The organism is Pseudomonas agronomica, assembly GCF_025917275.1.
Taxonomy (GTDB): domain Bacteria; phylum Pseudomonadota; class Gammaproteobacteria; order Pseudomonadales; family Pseudomonadaceae; genus Aquipseudomonas; species Aquipseudomonas agronomica.
Genome location: NZ_JAOSHO010000001.1, coordinates 15,983 through 34,013, shown reverse-complemented (window position 1 = coordinate 34,013; position 18,031 = coordinate 15,983). Strand labels below are relative to the sequence as shown.

Annotated in this window: 14 protein-coding genes; 9 read left to right on the top strand and 5 right to left on the bottom strand. The window is 60.7% G+C overall.

Annotated features, from left to right (window positions below):
* Positions 1-72 precede the first annotated feature (72 nt).
* Together OC610_RS00155 and OC610_RS00150 are read right to left on the bottom strand one after the other, a co-directional pair.
* A complete protein-coding gene (locus tag OC610_RS00155; protein WP_264425955.1) occupies positions 73-867 on the bottom strand; it encodes a class II aldolase/adducin family protein in 795 nt (264 codons plus the stop codon).
* 127 nt (positions 868-994) lie between these two features.
* Positions 995-1,900 carry a LysR family transcriptional regulator gene (locus OC610_RS00150; RefSeq protein ID WP_053184418.1) on the bottom strand — a complete coding sequence of 302 codons (906 nt, stop codon included), beginning with the start codon at positions 1,898-1,900 and terminating at the stop codon, positions 995-997.
* Between the two features lie 222 nt (positions 1,901-2,122).
* Between OC610_RS00150 and OC610_RS00145 the strand changes: the two genes are divergently transcribed.
* From OC610_RS00145 to OC610_RS00105, 9 genes are all read left to right on the top strand, one after another.
* Positions 2,123-2,731, top strand: a complete 609-nt coding sequence (locus OC610_RS00145; protein WP_264425954.1) for a cysteine dioxygenase family protein — start codon at positions 2,123-2,125, stop codon at positions 2,729-2,731.
* The gene (locus OC610_RS00140; RefSeq protein ID WP_264425952.1) at positions 2,728-4,311 is read left to right on the top strand and encodes a rhodanese-related sulfurtransferase; all 1,584 of its coding nucleotides are present in this window, start codon (positions 2,728-2,730) and stop codon (positions 4,309-4,311) included. Before OC610_RS00145 ends, OC610_RS00140 begins: the two co-directional genes overlap by 4 nt.
* 96 nt (positions 4,312-4,407) lie before the next feature.
* The gene (locus OC610_RS00135; protein ID WP_264425951.1) at positions 4,408-5,361 is read left to right on the top strand and encodes an ABC transporter substrate-binding protein; all 954 of its coding nucleotides are present in this window, start codon (positions 4,408-4,410) and stop codon (positions 5,359-5,361) included.
* Between the two features lie 12 nt (positions 5,362-5,373).
* Positions 5,374-6,726 carry an LLM class flavin-dependent oxidoreductase gene (locus OC610_RS00130; protein ID WP_264425949.1) on the top strand — a complete coding sequence of 451 codons (1,353 nt, stop codon included), beginning with the start codon at positions 5,374-5,376 and terminating at the stop codon, positions 6,724-6,726.
* Positions 6,723-7,715, top strand: coding sequence for an ABC transporter substrate-binding protein (locus tag OC610_RS00125; RefSeq protein ID WP_264425948.1), 993 nt, complete (start codon positions 6,723-6,725; stop codon positions 7,713-7,715). The genes OC610_RS00130 and OC610_RS00125 overlap by 4 nt, the downstream gene beginning before the upstream one ends.
* 51 nt (positions 7,716-7,766) lie before the next feature.
* Positions 7,767-8,954, top strand: a complete 1,188-nt coding sequence (locus tag OC610_RS00120) for an acyl-CoA dehydrogenase family protein (protein ID WP_264425947.1) — start codon at positions 7,767-7,769, stop codon at positions 8,952-8,954.
* Entirely contained in the window at positions 8,951-9,910 is a 960-nt protein-coding gene (locus tag OC610_RS00115) for a D-isomer specific 2-hydroxyacid dehydrogenase family protein (RefSeq protein ID WP_264425946.1), read from the top strand. The genes OC610_RS00120 and OC610_RS00115 overlap by 4 nt, the downstream gene beginning before the upstream one ends.
* A 467-nt stretch (positions 9,911-10,377) precedes the next feature.
* A complete protein-coding gene (locus OC610_RS00110) occupies positions 10,378-12,510 on the top strand; it encodes a TonB-dependent receptor (RefSeq protein ID WP_264425945.1) in 2,133 nt (710 codons plus the stop codon).
* 109 nt (positions 12,511-12,619) lie between these two features.
* Positions 12,620-13,597, top strand: coding sequence for an aliphatic sulfonate ABC transporter substrate-binding protein (locus OC610_RS00105; protein ID WP_264425944.1), 978 nt, complete (start codon positions 12,620-12,622; stop codon positions 13,595-13,597).
* Positions 13,598-13,881: 284 nt separating this feature from the next.
* Here the strand turns inward: OC610_RS00105 and OC610_RS00100 are convergent, their stop codons facing one another.
* Genes OC610_RS00100 through OC610_RS00090 form a run of 3 tightly spaced genes read right to left on the bottom strand, consistent with a single transcriptional unit; the run spans position 13,882 to position 17,945 of the window.
* On the bottom strand, positions 13,882-14,460 hold the full coding sequence (locus OC610_RS00100) for an NADPH-dependent FMN reductase (RefSeq protein ID WP_264425943.1): 579 nt from the start codon (positions 14,458-14,460) through the stop codon (positions 13,882-13,884).
* Positions 14,461-16,863: an efflux RND transporter permease subunit gene (locus tag OC610_RS00095; RefSeq protein WP_264425942.1), complete on the bottom strand. Its 2,403-nt coding sequence runs from the start codon at positions 16,861-16,863 to the stop codon at positions 14,461-14,463.
* Positions 16,860-17,945, bottom strand: coding sequence for a WD40/YVTN/BNR-like repeat-containing protein (locus OC610_RS00090; RefSeq protein ID WP_264425941.1), 1,086 nt, complete (start codon positions 17,943-17,945; stop codon positions 16,860-16,862). The genes OC610_RS00095 and OC610_RS00090 overlap by 4 nt, the downstream gene beginning before the upstream one ends.
* Between the last annotated feature and the right edge of the window lie 86 nt (positions 17,946-18,031).

Genomic DNA, 18,031 nt, shown 5'->3' with positions numbered 1-18,031 from the left:
ATTGATATTGCTGGTCCACCGCTATCGCGAGCAAGCTCGCTCCCACAATGTTTCCGGTTGACTGCCAAAGGCTCAGTTCTTGTAGTCGAGGTCGGTCCTTTCCAACTGCCGAATCAGTGCATTCCAATGCCGCGCAACGCCCGGCCCATCGCCCTTCTTGAGCGTCTCGGCCTGGGCTTCGACCTTGGCGACCACCTCGGCGGGCGGAAAGATCAGCTCGGCATTGCCAGCGGCCTGCGCCGCGATCTGGATGTTGCAGGCGCGCTCCAGTCCTTGCAGTTGCTGGAACGCATGTTCGACGCTAACGCCCGCAGTCAACAGGCCATGATTGCGCAGGATCAGCACACTCTTGTCCCCCAGATCCGCCACCAGCCGTTCGCGCTCGTCGAGGTCAAGCGCGATGCCCTCATAGCCGTGGTAGGCCACCCGCCCGGAAAAAGCGATGGAATGCTGGGAGATCGGCAGCAGGCCATCCCGTTGGGCGGACACCGCGATGCCGTCGCGGGTATGGGTGTGCAGAACGGCTTGCAGATCGGGACGCGCACCGTGGATTGCGCTGTGGATCACATAGCCGGCGTGGTTGATGCCCAGTCCCGTCGGGTCATCGACGAGGGTCCCATCGACGTCGACCTTGACCAGGTTGGAAGCGGTGATCTCATCGAACAACAACCCGAACGCGTTGATCAGGAAATGTTCGTCAGGCCCGGGCACGCGTGCGGAAAAATGCGTGTAGATGTGATCGGTCCATTTGAACAGGGCCGCCAACCGGTAGGCGGCGGCCAGCTTCACGCGTACCTCCCATTCCTCGGGAGTGACGCGTTGACGGACATTTTTCGAAACGCTGGACAGTGGGCTGACGCTGCTCATGACGAGACTTCCTGGATGGCCTTAAGGATCTCCAGCAAGCCTAGGGGAAGGCAAAAAATAATAAAAAGCACATTTTAATCTAAGCTAATTATTATTTTTTTTTATTATAAGGACGCTCCCCCACGCCTTACGCAGCACTCTTGATCTTCTGCAACGATCCGGCCACCAGCTTGCCGAAGGCATCCACCGGCCCTTGCAGGTTGCCGAGAAAGTGCGGGTAGATCAGCCACAGGTCCATCACCGGCTTGAAATCCTTGAGGGGCATGGCTGCCAGTTGATCGCGATGGGCGCTGCGCTCCAACAACGGACGCGGCACCAGGCCAAGACCCAGGCCATCGGCGACCAGGCCCAACTGCAACTCGGTGCCGAAGGTTTCCAGGTTTACGCGCAGGGCCAAGCCCTGGTCGGACAAGGTCCGCTGCAACCCGGCGCGAAAACCGCAGCCGTCGGGATTGAGGACCCAACCATTCTGGTAGACATCGGCCAGCTTGCAGGGGCGCTTGGGCAGTTGCGCCTTGGCACAGACCACCACCAACTCCATCTTGCCGATCGACTCCCCGACAATGTTGTCGGGGAAGATCTTGCCGGCAGGAAACAACGCCGCCGCCGCATCCAGCTCGCCACGCTCGATCTTGCCGACCAACTGACTGCCCCAGCCCGTGGCCACCTGGGCGCGCAACTCAGGGTATTCGCTACGCAAGTGCTTGAGGGCATCGAGCAACACCACATCACCAATCGTTTGCGGAACACCCAGGCGCAACAGCCCGGTCGGCGGCGCGTCGGTGGCGACCAGTTCCCGCAGGGCATCCATCTCCCGCAGGATCAAACGGCATTGCTCGTAGACCCGCGTGCCGATCAAGGTGGGCTTGAGCGGCTTGGTGTTGCGGTCGAACAACTCCACACCCAACGCCAGCTCGAAGTTCTGCACGCGCCGCGTGATCGCCGGTTGCGTCAACTGCAATGTCTCGGCGGCATGGCTGATGGACTGGCAACGAATCACTTCGACAAAGGCGTCAATATCGTCAATTTTCATTTGGCCCGCACATAGAGAACAGTCAATAAGATGTGTGAAAAGCATAGTGCCATTGCCCGTGGCTGGATAGCCCAGCCCACCGACCAATAACCTCTAACGCTAGATCGAGCCAGTCTAAATTCGTTCCAGCTATAAGCTAATCATAAAAAAATAGCATATTACTTCAAATCATTATGCTTACATAAGACACAGCATACGCATCCCCATGAAGACGGAAGTGCCATGACCCAGGCCCGACACCCAGAGAGATTAAGAGCATTCATTGGCGCGCTGGCGGAGTTGATCGACAGCAATCCCCGCGAAGGCGACCTGCTCCATCGCGGCGGCAAGCTGCTTGCCCAGCTCGTCAGCCACGACGATTGGCTACCCGAAGATTTCGCCAGGCCAGACCCCGAGCGCTATCAACAATATTTGTTGCACGCCGATTCACGGCAGCGCTTCAGCGTCGTCAGTTTTGTCTGGGGACCCGGGCAACGCACACCGATCCACGATCACCGGGTCTGGGGGCTGATCGGCATGCTGCGCGGGGCTGAATATTCCCAGGGTTTTCACCGTCACCCTGACGGGCACCTACTCGCCGAGGGCGAACGCGTCGAACTGCGTCCCGGTCAAGTAGAAGCCGTCTCTCCCAAGGTTGGCGACATCCATCAAGTCAGCAATGCCTTCGATGACCAGGTGTCCATCAGCATCCACGTCTATGGCGCCAACATCGGCGCCGTCCGCCGCGCGGTGTACCAGCCCGACGGCAGCGAGAAGCTGTTCATTTCCGGTTATTCCAACGCCTTCCTCCCCAACATCTGGGACCTGTCCAAAGAGAGCCAAGCCCTATGAGCACCGTACGCACCCGCTCCTACTCGCAAATTCGCCAGGCGTTGCTGGACCGTGAAGAGTTGGCCCTCGTCGATGTGCGTGAAGAGGCTCCCTTTGCCCAGGGCCATCCGTTGTTTGCCGCTAACATTTCACTGTCGAAGCTGGAACTGGAGGTCTACTCGCGTATTCCGAGGCGCGACACCCAGGTCACGGTCTATGACAACGGAGAAGGCCTGGCCGACATCGCAGTGCAGCGCTTGCAGGGCCTGGGCTATGTCAATGTCAGCGTGCTCGCAGGCGGCCTGGAAGGTTGGCGCAAGGCCGGTGGCGAGCTGTTCATCGACGTCAATGTGCCTAGCAAGGCCTTTGGCGAACTGGTGGAAAGTCAGCGCCATACGCCGTCACTGGCGGCGGAAGAGGTCAAAGCGCTGCTCGACAGTGAGGCCGACGTGGTGGTGCTCGACGCTCGACGCTTCGACGAATACCAGACCATGAGCATTCCCGGCGGCATCAGTGTGCCGGGGGCGGAACTGGTCTTGCGTGCTCGAGAGCTGGCGCCGGATCCGTCCACCCGAATCATCGTCAACTGCGCCGGGCGTACCCGCAGCATCATCGGCACCCAGTCATTGATCAATGCGGGCATCGCCAACCCGGTGTCCGCCCTGCGCAACGGCACCATCGGCTGGACCTTGGCCGGCCAGGCACTGGAGCACGGCCAGTCACGCCGATTCGCCGCCACCGGCGAGGAACATCGAGACATTGCCGCCCGCGATGCCCGCCGGGTTGCCGACAAGGCGCTGGTCGGTCGCGCCACCCTCGCCGACCTGCATCGCTGGCAGCAGGAGCCGGCACGCAGCACCTACCTGTTCGACGTACGCACCCCGGAGGAATTCGAGGCCGGCCACCTGCCCGCTTCCCGTTCCACCCCCGGCGGGCAACTGGTGCAGGAAACCGATCACTTCGCCAGCGTCCGCGGTGCGCGCCTGGCGCTGGTCGATGACGACGGCGTACGGGCAAACATGACCGCCTCTTGGCTCGCGCAACTGGGCTGGGACGTGTACGTACTGGACGATCTGCAGCCGGCGCACTTCAGTGAACGGGGCCCGTGGAAAGCCCCCGTTCCTGTACCGCCCCAGGCCGAGGAAATCAGCCCTGACACGCTTGCCCAATGGCTGGACGAAGGTGACACGGTAGTGCTGGATTTCACCAGCAGCGCCAACTACGTCAAGCGCCATATCCCGGGCGCCTGGTGGGTATTGCGCGCGCAACTGAGTGAAACCCTCGGCAAAGTGCCCTCCGCCCAACGTTACGTGCTGACCTGCGGCAGCAGCCAGTTGGCACGGTTGGCGGTGGCCGAGGTCGAGGCCATCACCGGCAAAGCCGTGTTCCTGCTGCGCGACGGCACCGCCGCCTGGATCGCCGCGCAACGGCCCTTGGAGCAGGGCGAAACCCGCCTCGCCTCGCCGCGCATCGACCGTTACCGTCGACCTTACGAGGGCACCGACAGCCCTAGGGAAGCCATGCAGGCGTACCTGGATTGGGAGTATGGCCTCGTAGACCAGCTGGCCCGCGACGGCACCCACGGATTTTTTGTCATCTGAACGCACAGGGGGCCGAATGATCGCCCCTCTACACCAGCCGACCCCTTCTCCAGGCGGAGGCGACTGAACGCAACACTGTCAGCCTGGAGCCCCGCAATGCGCCTGACCCTTCCCCTGTTGTTGATCACCCTTGCCTTTGGCTCGGTCCACGCCGCCGACTTGCAGCCGCTGCGAGTCGCCAACCAGAAATCCACTATCAAGGCCTTGCTGGAAGTGTCCGGCGAGCTCAAGGACGTGCCTTACACCATCCAGTTTTCCGAGTTCCCCGCCGCCGCGCCGCTGGGCGAAGCGCTGAATGCCGGGGCCGTGGACATCGGCGCCCTCGGTGACGCGCCCTATGTGTTCGCCCTGGGCGCCGGTGCGTCGCTCAAGGTCGTCAGCATCATCCACGCCGAAGGACGCAACACCACTGCGATTCTTGTGCCCAAGGACTCTCCGATCAAGGCTGTTTCCGACCTCAAGGGCAAGCGCATCGTCACCACGCGCGGCTCCATCGGGCACTACCTGGCTATCAAGGCCCTGCGTAGCGCAGGCCTGAGTACCGCAGACGTGGAATTCGTTTTCCTGCTGCCCAGCGAATCCCGGCTGGTGCTGGATAACGGCACCGCGGACGCCTGGTCGACCTGGGACCCGTTCACCACCGTCGTCACCGCGCAAAGCCAGGCCAAGGTGCTGGTCAGCGGTAGCAACCTGCTGAGCAATCATCTCTACCTCGCCGCCACCAGCCAGGCCATTGCCGACAAGCGCCAGCAACTGGACGATTTTGTCGCCCGGGTCGACCGCGCCTATCGCTGGAGCAACGACCACCCCAACGAGTACGCCGCTGCACAGGCCAAGATCACTGGTTTGCCCTTGGACGTGCACCTGGCCGTAGCCAACGCGACCCACATGCAGCCAGTAGCCATTGACGACGCGGTGGTCAGCGGCCTGCAGACAACCGCCGATATTTATCAGGAAGAAGGGTTGTTGACTCGCCACATCGACGTCTCCCAAGGCTTCGACAAGAGCTTCAACCCCCTGCGTGCCCCCCTCACCCAGGCTTCGCGCTAAAGGAGCAGAACCATGAGCAAGCAACGCCAACTCAAACTCGGTGCAATGGTCCATGGCGTCGGTCACGGCTGGGGCGAATGGCGCCATCCGCAGGCGCAACCCAATGCCAGCACCGACTTCGGTTTCTACAAGCACCAGACGCAACTGGCCGAAGGCGCCAAGTTCGATTTCGTCTTCATCGCCGACAGCCTGCACATCCATGAAAAATCCAGCCCGCACTACCTCAACCGCTTCGAGCCGCTGACCATCCTTTCGGCGCTTGCGGCACTGACGTCGAACATCGGCCTGGTGGCCACCGTGACCGTGAGCTACACGGAGCCCTACCAAGTGGCGCGCCAGTTCGCCTCGCTGGACCACATCAGCGGTGGGCGCGCTGGCTGGAACGTGGTCACGTCGTGGCTCAGTGGCACCGCCGATAATTTCGGCCAGAGCGAGCACCCGCCCCATGCCGTGCGCTACCGGATCGCCAAGGAGCACGTGGCGGTGGTCAAGGGGCTGTGGGATTCCTGGGAAGACGACGCCTTCACCTATGACAAACAGACCGGCGAATTCTTCGCCCCCGGCAAGCTGCACGCGCTGGGGCACAAGGGCGAGTTCTTCTCGGTGAAAGGCCCGCTCAATATCGCCCGCTCCCGCCAAGGCCAACCGGTGATTTTCCAGGCCGGGACTTCCGAGGACGGACGAAACTTCGCCGCCGAAAACTCCGATGCGATTTTCGTTGGCGCCGAAAACTTCGAAGACGCGCACGCCTATTACCAGGACCTGAAACGCCGCGCCAAGGGCTTCGGTCGCGAAGCGGCACAACTGTCGATCCTCCCCGGGATCCGTCCGATCGTGGGTCGCGATGAAGCCGAAGTCGAAGAGCGCTACCAGCAGGCGGTGTCCCTGGTGAGCATTGAAGATGCCATCGTCGCCCTCGGCCGCCCCTTCAATGACCATGATTTCAGTCAATACCCACTGGACGCTCCCTTCCCCGAACTTGGCGACCTGGGGGCCAACAGCCAGAAAGGTGGGTCGGACCGGATCAAACAGTTGGCCCGTGACGAAGGCCTGACCTTGCGCGAGGTCGCCCTGCGCTTCTCCCAACCACGGCGCGACTTTGTCGGCACACCCGAACAGGTCGCCGACGCTATTCAGGCCTGGTTCGAGAACGGCGCAGCCGACGGTTTCATCATCAATTCCTTGCTGCCGGACGGCCTGCAATATTTCACTGAACTGGTCGTGCCGGTCCTGCAGCAGCGCGGTCTGTTTCGCAGCGAATACAGCGGCCATACGCTGCGGGACAACCTGGGCTTGCCAGTGCCGACCAACCGTTACGCGCAGGCGCCCCAGGCGACTGAGACGACTCGCGAGGCCGTGGCATGAACTCAATCAATCGTCGCGACTTCCTCACGGCCAGTTCCTTCGCCCTGGGTGCTCTGGGGCTGTCGTCACTGGGCCTCGCCCCGCGTGTTTTTGCCCAAGGCAAACAACTGGCGGACCTGACCCTGGGGGTCGCCACCTACCGTGGGCAGGATTCTTATTTCGTCGAGGATGCCGGCACCGGCAACACGCCCTACAAGGTCGAATATTCCGAGTTTGCCGGCGGTAACCTGATCGTCGAAGCGCTGGCTTCCGGCAGCCTGGATGTCGGCGGCATGAGTGAAATCCCACCCATCTTTTCCATCCAGAGCCACCGCCAACCGCGCCTGATCGCCGTGCTTCAAGGTGACGTGAACAACCAGGTGTTCTTGATTCCCAAGGATTCGCCCATCGAATCGATCGGCCAGTTGCGCGGCAAGCGGGTCGGCTATGTGCGTTCGACCACGTCCCACTATTTCCTGATCAAGGCTCTGAAGGAACAAGGCCTGACCATGAATGACATCACTGCGGTGGCACTCACGCCCCAGGACGGTTTCAGCGCATTCCAGAGCGGCCAGTTGGATGCCTGGGTGATTTATGGCGTGTTCATTCAACTGGCGAAGTTCCGCAGTGGCGCCCGGGTACTCAAGACCGCCTTGGGTTATCTGTCGGGCAACTACCTGATCGCCGCACGACCCGCGGCCCTGGAAGACCCGCTGCGCAAACAGGCGATCCAGGATTACATCCAGCGCCAGGCGCGCACCTGGGAATGGATCAACAACAATCCCGAGCCGTGGGCAACCAAGTCGGCGCAGTTGCTGGGCGTCGACAAAGCAGTGTTTCTCGACATGTACAACAACCGCAGCCAGCCGACGACAATCATCGAAGTGAATGACCAGGCCATCGCCTCGCAACAGGAAGTCGCCGATCTGTTCTTCGCGGCCGGCGTGCTGAACGAACGGCTCGACGTCGGTCCCCTGTGGGACCGCCATTTCCGCCTGCTGCCGCTGTGAGCCCTGCCGGGCTGTAGCAGGCGCTTACCTTTTTGATCGAGTGAACCCGCCATGAGTCTTTCCTCTTTACGTCCGCCCTTGTTGCAATCGGTCGACGTCGCCGACTTCGACACCGTGCTCGAACGCCTCAGCCAACGATTGGGCGCCACCGCCCACGTCTATGACGAGAGCGGTGAATTCCCCCGGGAGAACTTCAAGCTGTTGCACGAACACGGCCTGTTGGCCCTGACGGTGCCCAAGGCACTCGGCGGCGGTGGTGCCAGCCTGGCGCAGGCACGCAACGTCATTGCGGCGGTCGCCAAGGGCGAACCCTCAACAGCGCTGATTCTGGTGATGCAATATCTCCAGCACTCGCGCCTGCAGGACAGCCGGAGCTGGCCCGAAGCATTGCGCTTGCGCGTGGCCCAGGATGCCGTTCGCGACGGTGCGCTGATCAATGCCTTGCGCGTCGAACCCGACCTGGGCACTCCGGCCCGTGGCGGTTTGCCGGCGACCATTGCCAGGCGCACCTCGGAAGGCTGGCGAATCAGCGGTCGAAAAATCTATTCCACGGGCAGCCATGGCCTGACCTGGTTCAGCGTCTGGGCCCGCAGCACCGATGAAGACCCGCTGGTGGGCGCCTGGCTGGTCAACCGGGATACGCCAGGCATCAGCATCGTCGAGGACTGGGATCACTTGGGCATGCGCGCCACCTGCAGCCACGAAGTGCTGTTCGACAACGTGTTGGTGCCGCTGGATCACGCCGTCAGCGTCAGCCCCTGGAGTGCGCCGCAGCCGGAACTCGACAGCGAGGGCTTCCTGTGGATGGCGGTGTTGCTGGCAGCGGTGTATGACGGTGTCGCCCAAGCCGCGCGTGATTGGTTTGTCGGTTGGCTGGAACAACGCAAGCCGTCCAACCTCGGTGCCGCGCTGGCGACGCTGCCGCGTTTCCAGGAAATCGTCGGGCACATCGATACCCTGCTGTTCGCCAACCGCAGCCTGCTGGATGCCGCCGCCGAGGGGCTTACCCCGACCCAACACGCCGCGCAGTTGAAGTATCTGGTGACTGGCAACGCGATCCGTGCGGTCGAGCTCGCCATCGAAGCGTCCGGCAATCCCGGCCTGTCACGGCACAATCCGCTGCAACGGCATTACCGCGATGTTCTGTGCAGCCGCGTCCACACCCCGCAAAACGATGCCGTGCTGCAAGGCGTCGGCAAGGCAGTGTTCGCCCAACGCCAGAAAAAGGACATTCCATGAGCACGCTTGTGATCGCCAGCCAACTGGATGAAGACTTCAACGATGTGATTCGCCAGCGCCTCGCGCTGACACACCCTGGCAGCGAGGTACTTGCCGTACCGGCCGGTGTTCCCAGCGATCTGCCGGCCACCGCCACTGTATTGCTGGCGCGGCCGATCAATGTGCGCGGTTATCTGGCCCCGGACACGCCACCTCCGGGTTGGCCGTACGGCTTGAAATGGGTCCAGGTGGTGTCTTCGGGTATCGACTTCTACCCCAGATGGCTTTTCGACGGCCCACCCGTGAGCACCTCCCGGGGCAGCGCCGCCGAGAACATCGCCGAATTCGCCCTGGCCGCGATCTTTGCCGCAGCCAAGCGGCTACCGGATATCTGGGTGCACGATGCGCAATGGAATTTCAGCGCCCTGGCGCCCCTCAAGGGCAGCACATTGGGAATCCTGGGGTTTGGTGCGATTGGTCGCAGCCTGGCGATCAAGGCTCATGCCCTGGGCATCAACGTATTGGCGTTGCGCCAGAGCCAGACCCCTTTCGACGTCGAGGGCATCGAGGCAGCACGAGATATCCATGCGCTGTTTTCCCGATCCGATCACCTCGTGCTGGCCGCGCCATTGACCGAAGCAACCCGGCACATCGTCAACAGCACCGTGCTCGCCAGCGCCAAGCCGGGCCTGCACCTGATCAACATCGCCCGGGGCGGCTTGCTGGACCAGGACGCGTTGCTTGAGGCGCTGGACAGCGGACTCATCGGCCTCGCATCCCTGGACGTCACCGAACCGGAACCACTGCCCGATGGCCATCCGTTCTACACCCATCCCAGGATGCGTCTGTCCCCCCACACCTCGGCGATTTCCAGCAACAGTCGCTACGAAATCGCCGACAGCTTCCTGGCGAATCTGGAGCGTTTCCTGGCCGGATGGGTGCCGGAGAACCTGGCGGATGTACAGCGCGGGTATTGACCCGGCTCGATTTGGCGAAAGGAAACCCTTGGGGAAAGAGTAACCTGTGGGAGCGAGCCTGCTCGCGAAGGCGGTGTGTCAGTAAACGATGATGTCGACTGACCCAACGCTTTCGCGAGCAGGCTCGCTCCCACAGTTTCTTGTGCATGCACGCATCGGTACAACATTAACATTGTGCATTTTATTATTAATAGTAATGTCTATTTTTTATAATTAACTTATAACAAAACGGACTTTTACAGCGCCCGGTTATACAAATACTGTTACAACCATCACCGACCCCTGACCAGGTGGAGGCTCTCGGAACTGTACGTTTTCCCGGCCGACACCACCCCACGGTCAACTGCGACACCCAACCCGAAACCGGCCCAAGCCAACGCCGCCATGCCTTCCAAGCCATGACTGTGGCAACGCCTTGCCCGAAAAAACAACGCCAACGCAGCCACTGCACACACCCGGGGTTCACCATGCACGACACCTTCACTTCCAACCGTCTGGCGCTAGCCGTATCGCTGGCCCTGTTCGGATTGTCGGCCCACGCCGACGAAAACACCCAGGAGGGCGCCCTCCCCGTCGTCACCGTCACGGCGGAACATCGCAGCGAGGATTTGCAGAAAGCACCGCTGGCGATCTCCGCGTTCGACGAAAACGCTCTGGAAGACAAGCAGATCAAGAGCATTCGTGATCTCTCCGGACAAGTGCCGAACCTGACCCTCAGCCGCCAGTCGATCTCCTACAGCGCCCAGACCTACGGGATCCGCGGCATTGGCGAAACCGATCCGATCCAGGAAGCGGCCGTGGCGGTCTACGCCGATGACCTGTACATCCCCCGGGCGATTTCCTCGATGCTCGACTTCAACGACGTCGAGCGCGTCGAGGTCCTGCGCGGCCCGCAAGGCACGCTTTACGGGCGCAACAGCAGCGCCGGCGCGATCCGTGTGATCACCCGCGACCCGACCCAGGAAACCCGCGGTTTCTTCGAACTCGGCGCCGGTAACTACAACGCCCAGAACGGTCGTCTGCTGATCAGTGGCCCGCTGGTGGACAACACTTTGTTCGGCAGCTTCTCGGCGATCCGCCTGACCCGCGACGGCACGGTTTCCAATCCCACGCGCGGCGAGGATGTGAACAACGTCGACCTCCAGTCGTACCGCGGCAAGCTGCGTTTCAACCCCATCGATTCGCCCTGGGATGTACAACTGACCCTGGCCGGCACCTTCGACCGCGGCGACACCACCAGCTACACACCCTTCGACGCCGACGGCCACTTCGACAAGTTCAAGAGCTACAGCAGTCTCAATCCAAAGAACCGTCTCGACCAGGGCAGCTCGGTGCTGCGGGCGATCTACAGCATTGATGATCACCTGAACTTCAAGTCGGTGACGGCCTATTCGGCGTTCAACCAGCCCGTGGATTACGACAACTCCGGCCAGGCCGCCCTGATCCAGAACAGTCTGATCACCTACAAGCAGGACTACGCCACCCAGGAGTTCCAGCTCAACGGCGACTATGAAGATTTCAGTTTCAGCACGGGCTTGTACCTGTACCGGGAAAAGTTCGACGCCGAGCGCGACAGCCTCACCTATTCGATTGCCCGCAACCAGGTGATCGGCCAGGGCCAGTACAGTACGACCGATACCGAAAGCTATGCGCTGTATGGCCAGGGCAGCTACAAGGTTACGCAGCAACTGTCATTGATCGCCGGGCTACGGTTCACTCGCGAACACAAGAATTTCGACTACACCAACTACGCCGTCACCACCAACCGCCAGATCACCGGCACCAACTTCACGGCCGACTCGAGCAAATCCTGGCAGTCCACCAGCCCGAAACTCGGTTTCGAATACGCCTGGACGCCGCATCTGAATCAGTACGCCTACGTCGCCAAAGGCTTCAAGGCCGGCGGCTACGACAACCGCGCGCCGACCCAGGCTGCCGCCGAGCAGGCGTTTTCTCCGGAAGACGTAACCACTTGGGAAACCGGCTTCAAAGGCGACTTCTTCGACCGCCGCCTGCGCGCCAACCTCGCACTGTTCTACAACGACTACAAGGACCTGCAGACCAACGCCTACGACCCGGCGCTGGGGGTGAGCCTGCGGACCAACGTTGGCCAGGCGCACACCTACGGCGTCGAGTTGGAGACCCTCAGCGCACTGACCAACGACCTGCAACTGACCTTCAACCTCGGTTACCTGCAAAGCCAGTATGACGACTTCGAAAACGCCAGCGGCGCCGGGGTCGATGCCAACGGCAAGCAACTGGTGTACTCGCCGCGCTGGAACACCAGCGTCGGCCTGAACTACACCGTCCCTGCCGGATTGCCCGGCACCTGGCTGGCCGGCACCGATGCCCAGTTTCAGACCAGGTCCTACGCCAACGCGTTGAACGACGACGTCCAGGAAATTCCCCAGCAGACCTTCTGGAACGCCAACACCCGCTACATCTCCGGCGACGGTCACTGGACCACCACGCTGTCGGTGAAAAACCTGCTCGATCGCGCCTACCCCCAGGCCGTCGGCTACGTGCCCTCCAGCGGCGCCCGCTACTACTCCGTCAACGACCCGCGAACCCTCTTGCTGTCTGTGCGTTACGACCTCTGACGCCTGAAAAACCGCTTAAGCTAATACTCAAAAAGTATTTATAAATTGTTTTTTAGAACAATAGGATTCTTGGGTGTTTACCCCATCTTTAGTCAATGTCGAGAATGCCATGTCCAGACTGATCAAGAACCCAGGGGCGATATTCCGTCGTCCCGCCCTGGCCGGCGCGGTCGTTGTATTATTCTTGTCGGCCCTTGCGCTCCCGGCCCAGGCACGGGAAACCCTGCGCATCGGCTACCAGAAGTCGTCGACCCTGATCACGCTGCTCAAAACCCAAGGCAAGTTGGAAAAGGCACTCGCCGAAGCCAACACCGATGTGAGCTGGCACGAGTTCCCCAGCGGCTTGCCACTGCTGGAAGCACTGAACGTTGGCAATGTCGACGTCAGCGCCGACGTGGCCGATACCGTGCCGATCTTTGCCCAGGCCGCCCAGGCCAAGCTGACATACTTCGCCCAGGAAGCACCCTCGCCTTCAGCCCAGGCCATCGTCGTGCGAAAGGATTCACCGTTGCAGCAACTGGCGGATTTGAAAGGCAAGAAAGTCGCGGTCACCAAGGCTGCCGGCGCCCACTATCTGTTGATCGCGGCCCTGAAAAAGGCCGGCTTGAAGTTCTCCGACATAGAACCCGCTTATCTGACGCCCGCCGATGGCCGGGCCGCGTTCGAGAACGGGAAAGTCGATGCCTGGGTCACCTGGGAGCCCTTCCTCAGTGGTGTGCAACGTCAACTGCCGACACGTACCTTGGCTGACGGAACCGGGCTGGCGAGCTACAAACGTTACTACCTGACCGGCAATGCCTACGCCAAGGCGCATCCCGAAGTGCTCAAGCTGGTTTACGAGCAGCTTGAGGAGGCCGGGCACTGGGTCAAGAACCATCCTCGCGACGCGGCTCAGGCGCTGGGGCCTTTATGGGGAAATCTGGATGCGGAAACGGTCGAGGCCGCCAACGCCCATCGCAGCTATCAGGTCCAGCCGGTAAAAGCCGATCAGCTTGAAGAACAACAGAACATCGCCGATGCGTTTTTTGCGGCGGGGCTGTTGCCCAAGGCAGTGGATGCCCGTAATGCACAGATATGGGCGCCATGATCCAAGCGCGCCTGCGTTGGAGGCGCCGGCCCGATTACATCAGCGTCGAGTGTTTGGGTTTCAGGTGCGTCCACCGGCCAGAACCCTTTGAGGGACCAACGAACTCGCGCCTCTGCCTATAAAATTCAGGCACAAAAAAAAGCCACTCATCTGAGTGGCTTTTTTCTGAATCTTGGAGCGGGAAACGAGACTCGTATCAGGTGTCCGACCCATTGAAATATAAAGGGTTTCCGTTATTCCTGAAGCGGTAATGGACTTAATTCTGGACTCGTTTCCAGCGGGCATCAAGAGCAACGTGAACGTCCTCTCATAGGCGCGTTAGCGATCTGCGTGATCAACACGCCAACTCCATCCAATAAAAAAGCCCGGGCTGATTCGTCCCGTAGCTTCCCCTGATCTATTTTACTGGTCACGTTACCGATCACGATCTGCGGGTAGACGACCTGCACCGCCTGGATCGCCCACAGCGTTTCATTGAGTTGCTGATGCGCACGCACCCCTCCGGTGAATGCCGGCGAGGCAGTGAAACTCAATACCGGACAGCCCTGCAGCACCGATTTCCCATGAGGACGGGACAACCAGTCCAACGCATTTTTCAACACGCCGGACATACCGTGGTTGTACTCCGGCGAGCCGATCAATACCCCATCGGCCGCCGCCACGGCGGCGCGCAAGGCAATCACGGCCTGTGGCGCATGAGCGCCATCATCATCCTCGTTATATGGGGGAATACTGTCCAATCCATGGAGCGTCAACCGGACATGCTCAGGCAATCGTTCGGCCACTGTACGCAGGATCGCTGTATGTGCCGACTGCCGACGCAGGCTGCCGGACAAGCCCAGGATATTTATCGTTACAGTCATTTAAATACTCACGGGTTGTGGCCTGGGCTTGAGGAGAAAATGCGCGAGAGCGGGCACCAGGATCAACGCCCCCACCATGTTCCAGACGAACATGAAACCCAGCAAAATACCCATGTCAGCCTGGAACTTGATCGGCGACAGCACCCAGGTGGTCACCGCCACGCCCAAGGTAATCCCGGTCATCACCACGACCTTGCCGGTGGACAACAGCGCCAGGTAATAGGCATCCGACAGGCTTGAACCATTGCGCAGGTTGGCAAGCGTCACGCTGAGGATGTAGAGCGCGTAATCCACACCGATTCCCACCCCCAAGGCAATCACTGGCAGGGTCGCCACCTTTACGCCAATGTTGAGCCCCACCATCAAGGCTTCGCACAGCACGGACGTGAGCATCAACGGCAACACCGTACAGACCACGGCTCGCCAGGACCTGAACGTGATGAAACACAGGGCAATGACCGCTATGTACACCATGAACAACATCTGCACGTTCGAACGCTTCACGACGATGTTGGTGGCAGCCTCGATCCCCGCATTGCCCGCCGCGTTCAGGAATTGAATCTGATCGCTGTCATGGCTCGCGGCGAACTGCTCGACGGTCTGCACCACGCGAGTGAGCGTGTCGGCCTTGTGGTCAGTGAGGTAGACGTACACCGTCAGCAGATCGCAATTTTGGTTGAACAACTCCCGTGGTGCGCGGGTGATGATTGCATTGAGCAGCCCCTGGTTACGGGGGATCTCATACCAGGTCATGCTGCCCTCGTTCATGCCGGCGGCGGCCTGCTTGCTCAATGCCGCCAGGGAGGTGGTGGACACCACGCCCGGCAGCTGCTGCAGTTGCGCCTCCAGGGCGTCCACTGTTACCAACGTCTGATAATTGGCGCAGAAATACTGCGGGGTCTTGACCATCACCACGTACTTGTCACTGCTGGCGGAGAAATTGCTGACCATGAAGCGGTTGTCGGTGTTGTAGCGCGACTCGGGACGCAGCTCCGGTGCGCCGGGATTCAAGTCGCCAATCTTGACGTGAAGACTGATGGCAAAGCCCACCGCCCCCAGCACCCCTCCGATGAGGATCGCGCCGGTGGCCCATTTGCGTTCGGTGAAGCGATCCAGGAAAGCCCAGAGCGGATGCCGCGCGTGATGGGCGTCCAGCTGGGAAAAACGGTCGTTGGCGGCTTCCCGTTGCGCCGCCACTTTGCTCACGCCGGTGTATGACAGCAAGATCGGCAGCAGGATCAGATTGGTAAAGATCAGTGTCAGTACACCCAAGGTCGCGGTAACCGCCAGGTCTTGGATCACCGGGATCTTGATGATCATCAACACCGCAAAGCCCACGGCGTCCGCCACCAGCGCCATCAGTCCGGTCAAGAACAGCCGGCGAAAAGTGAAGCGCGCCGCCACCAACTTGTCGGCACCGCGCCCGATGTCTTGCATGATGCCGTTCATTTTCTGGGCGCCATGGCTCAAGCCAATGGCAAACACCAGGAACGGCACCAGGATTGAATACGGATCCAGGTCGAACCCCAGGGTCGGCAGCAAGCCCAGCAACCAGACCACCGCGATGATCGAGCACAGCAGCACCAGCACTGTGCTGCGCACACAACGGGTGTACCAGAACAACACGAGCGCGCAGATCACCAGGGTCGCGGCGAAGAACAGCTGCATCTGCCGCATGCCGTCCATCAGGTCCCCCACCACCTTGGCGAAACCGGTGATATGAATCTTGATGTCCTGGTTTTCATACTTGGCCCGAATCTGTTCGAGTCGGTTTGACAGTGCGTTGTAGTCCAGCGGAGTACCGTTATCCGAGGTGCTTTCCTGAAGCGGCAGGAGCACGATGCTGGACTTGAAATCGGAGGCCACGAGCTGCCCCACCTCGCCCGAACGCTCGATGTTCTGCTGCACCTGTTCCAGGCTTTTGGCCGAGCCGTCGTAATCGTCCGGGATGACTGGCCCGCCGTCGAAGCCTTCCTCGGTCACGCCAATCCAGCGCGTGGCCGGCGTCCAGAGGGACTTCATGTAGGACCGATCGACACCGGGGAGCAAGAACACTTCGTCATTGATCTTCTTGACCGTTTCCAGGTATGCGGCGCTTAAAATATTGCCCTGCCTGGCCTCGATCGCAATCCGCAAGGTATTGCCGCCCTCTCCCAGCTGGCTGCGGTTTTGCAGATAGTTCTGCACATAGGGGTGATCCGTGGGGATCATTTTTTCGAAGGCGGCATTGAGCTTCAGGCTCAGCGCCTGATAGCCGAGCACCAGGCTGAGCAGCACACAGATGCCCAGCAAAATGCTGCGATGATTGAACAGCAATCGCTCGACCAAGGTCCCGGAAGCAGGATCAAACGTTGATGATGCAAGTGCAGGCGAGTGTTCGGCAGAGTGCGTAAAACTGTTCATCGTGACGGCTCCGACGATTCCACTTTCAGGGTGGACGACAGCATGCCCCGCGTGCTGCTGATGATCAGGTCACCGTTCGCCGCTTGCGTCATGCCCGTGAAGTAACGAGATTGAGGTATCTGAAGGGCGGTGGCTTGTGTATCGCCATCGGCAAAACGCAGCACCCGGCCCGATTCGTCTGCCAGCAGGACCGAACCGTCATCAAGACGCAGACCGCTGGTCAACGTCACCGGCTGCAAGGTGTCGAGGCGCTTCCAGGTCTCGCCGCGATCCCGCGACTCGAAGGCTTTACCACGCAGTCCGAACGCCAGGATCGAATGGTTGTCGGTGACTGCTAGACCGAAGATCGTTCCTTCATAAGGGGGCGGCAGCGCCTCGAAGGACTGGCCCGTGTCGCTGGAACGTAGCAACGTCCCCTGCTCGCCCGTCATGAAGACATCGGTCCCTACCTGCGCGATACCGTAGAGATGCAAACCGTTTGGATTCTCTACGCTGGAGCGAATGGATTGCCAACTGAGCCCGCCGTCATGAGTGACGAAAGCAAGACCATAGGCCCCCACTACCCAACCGTTTCGTGCATCGAGGAAAAGCAGGTCGAGCAACGGCTTATCCGGCCCTTCATCCATTAACTGTTGAGCCAGGGAAAGACGCTCCGGGGCCTGCCCGTCGGTGTCGCGCCTGGCTTGTTCCAGTTCGATTTCGGCAGCCTGGATGCCGTCGAGCTGTTTCGCCCAGGTCATTCCACCATCCGCGCTGTGCAGGACGATCCCTGCATGCCCGACCGCCCAGCCCTGGTTGTGATCGATGAACCGCACCTTGACCAGCGTCACGCTGACCGGCGAACCGACTTGCCGCCAGGTCGCCCCGTTGTCATCCGAGACGATAATGAAACCTCGCTCGCCCACGGCCACCAACCGCTGCCCTGCCCGGGCCACACTGAGCATGACCGACTGCGTTGCCATCGTGCTGTGGATGGCCGGTTGCTGCGGCAATCCAATCGTTTGCGCTAAAGCCGCCGAGCCATAAACCATCGTCGCCATCCAAAGACTGGCCATGAAGGCCTTGATGTGACGCGAATACATAATAGGCATGTCTGAACCCCGATGATGCCGCTCTCTGAAAGCGATGGGCGTGCACCACCTACAGAGAGCCAACGTTGTAGCCGATT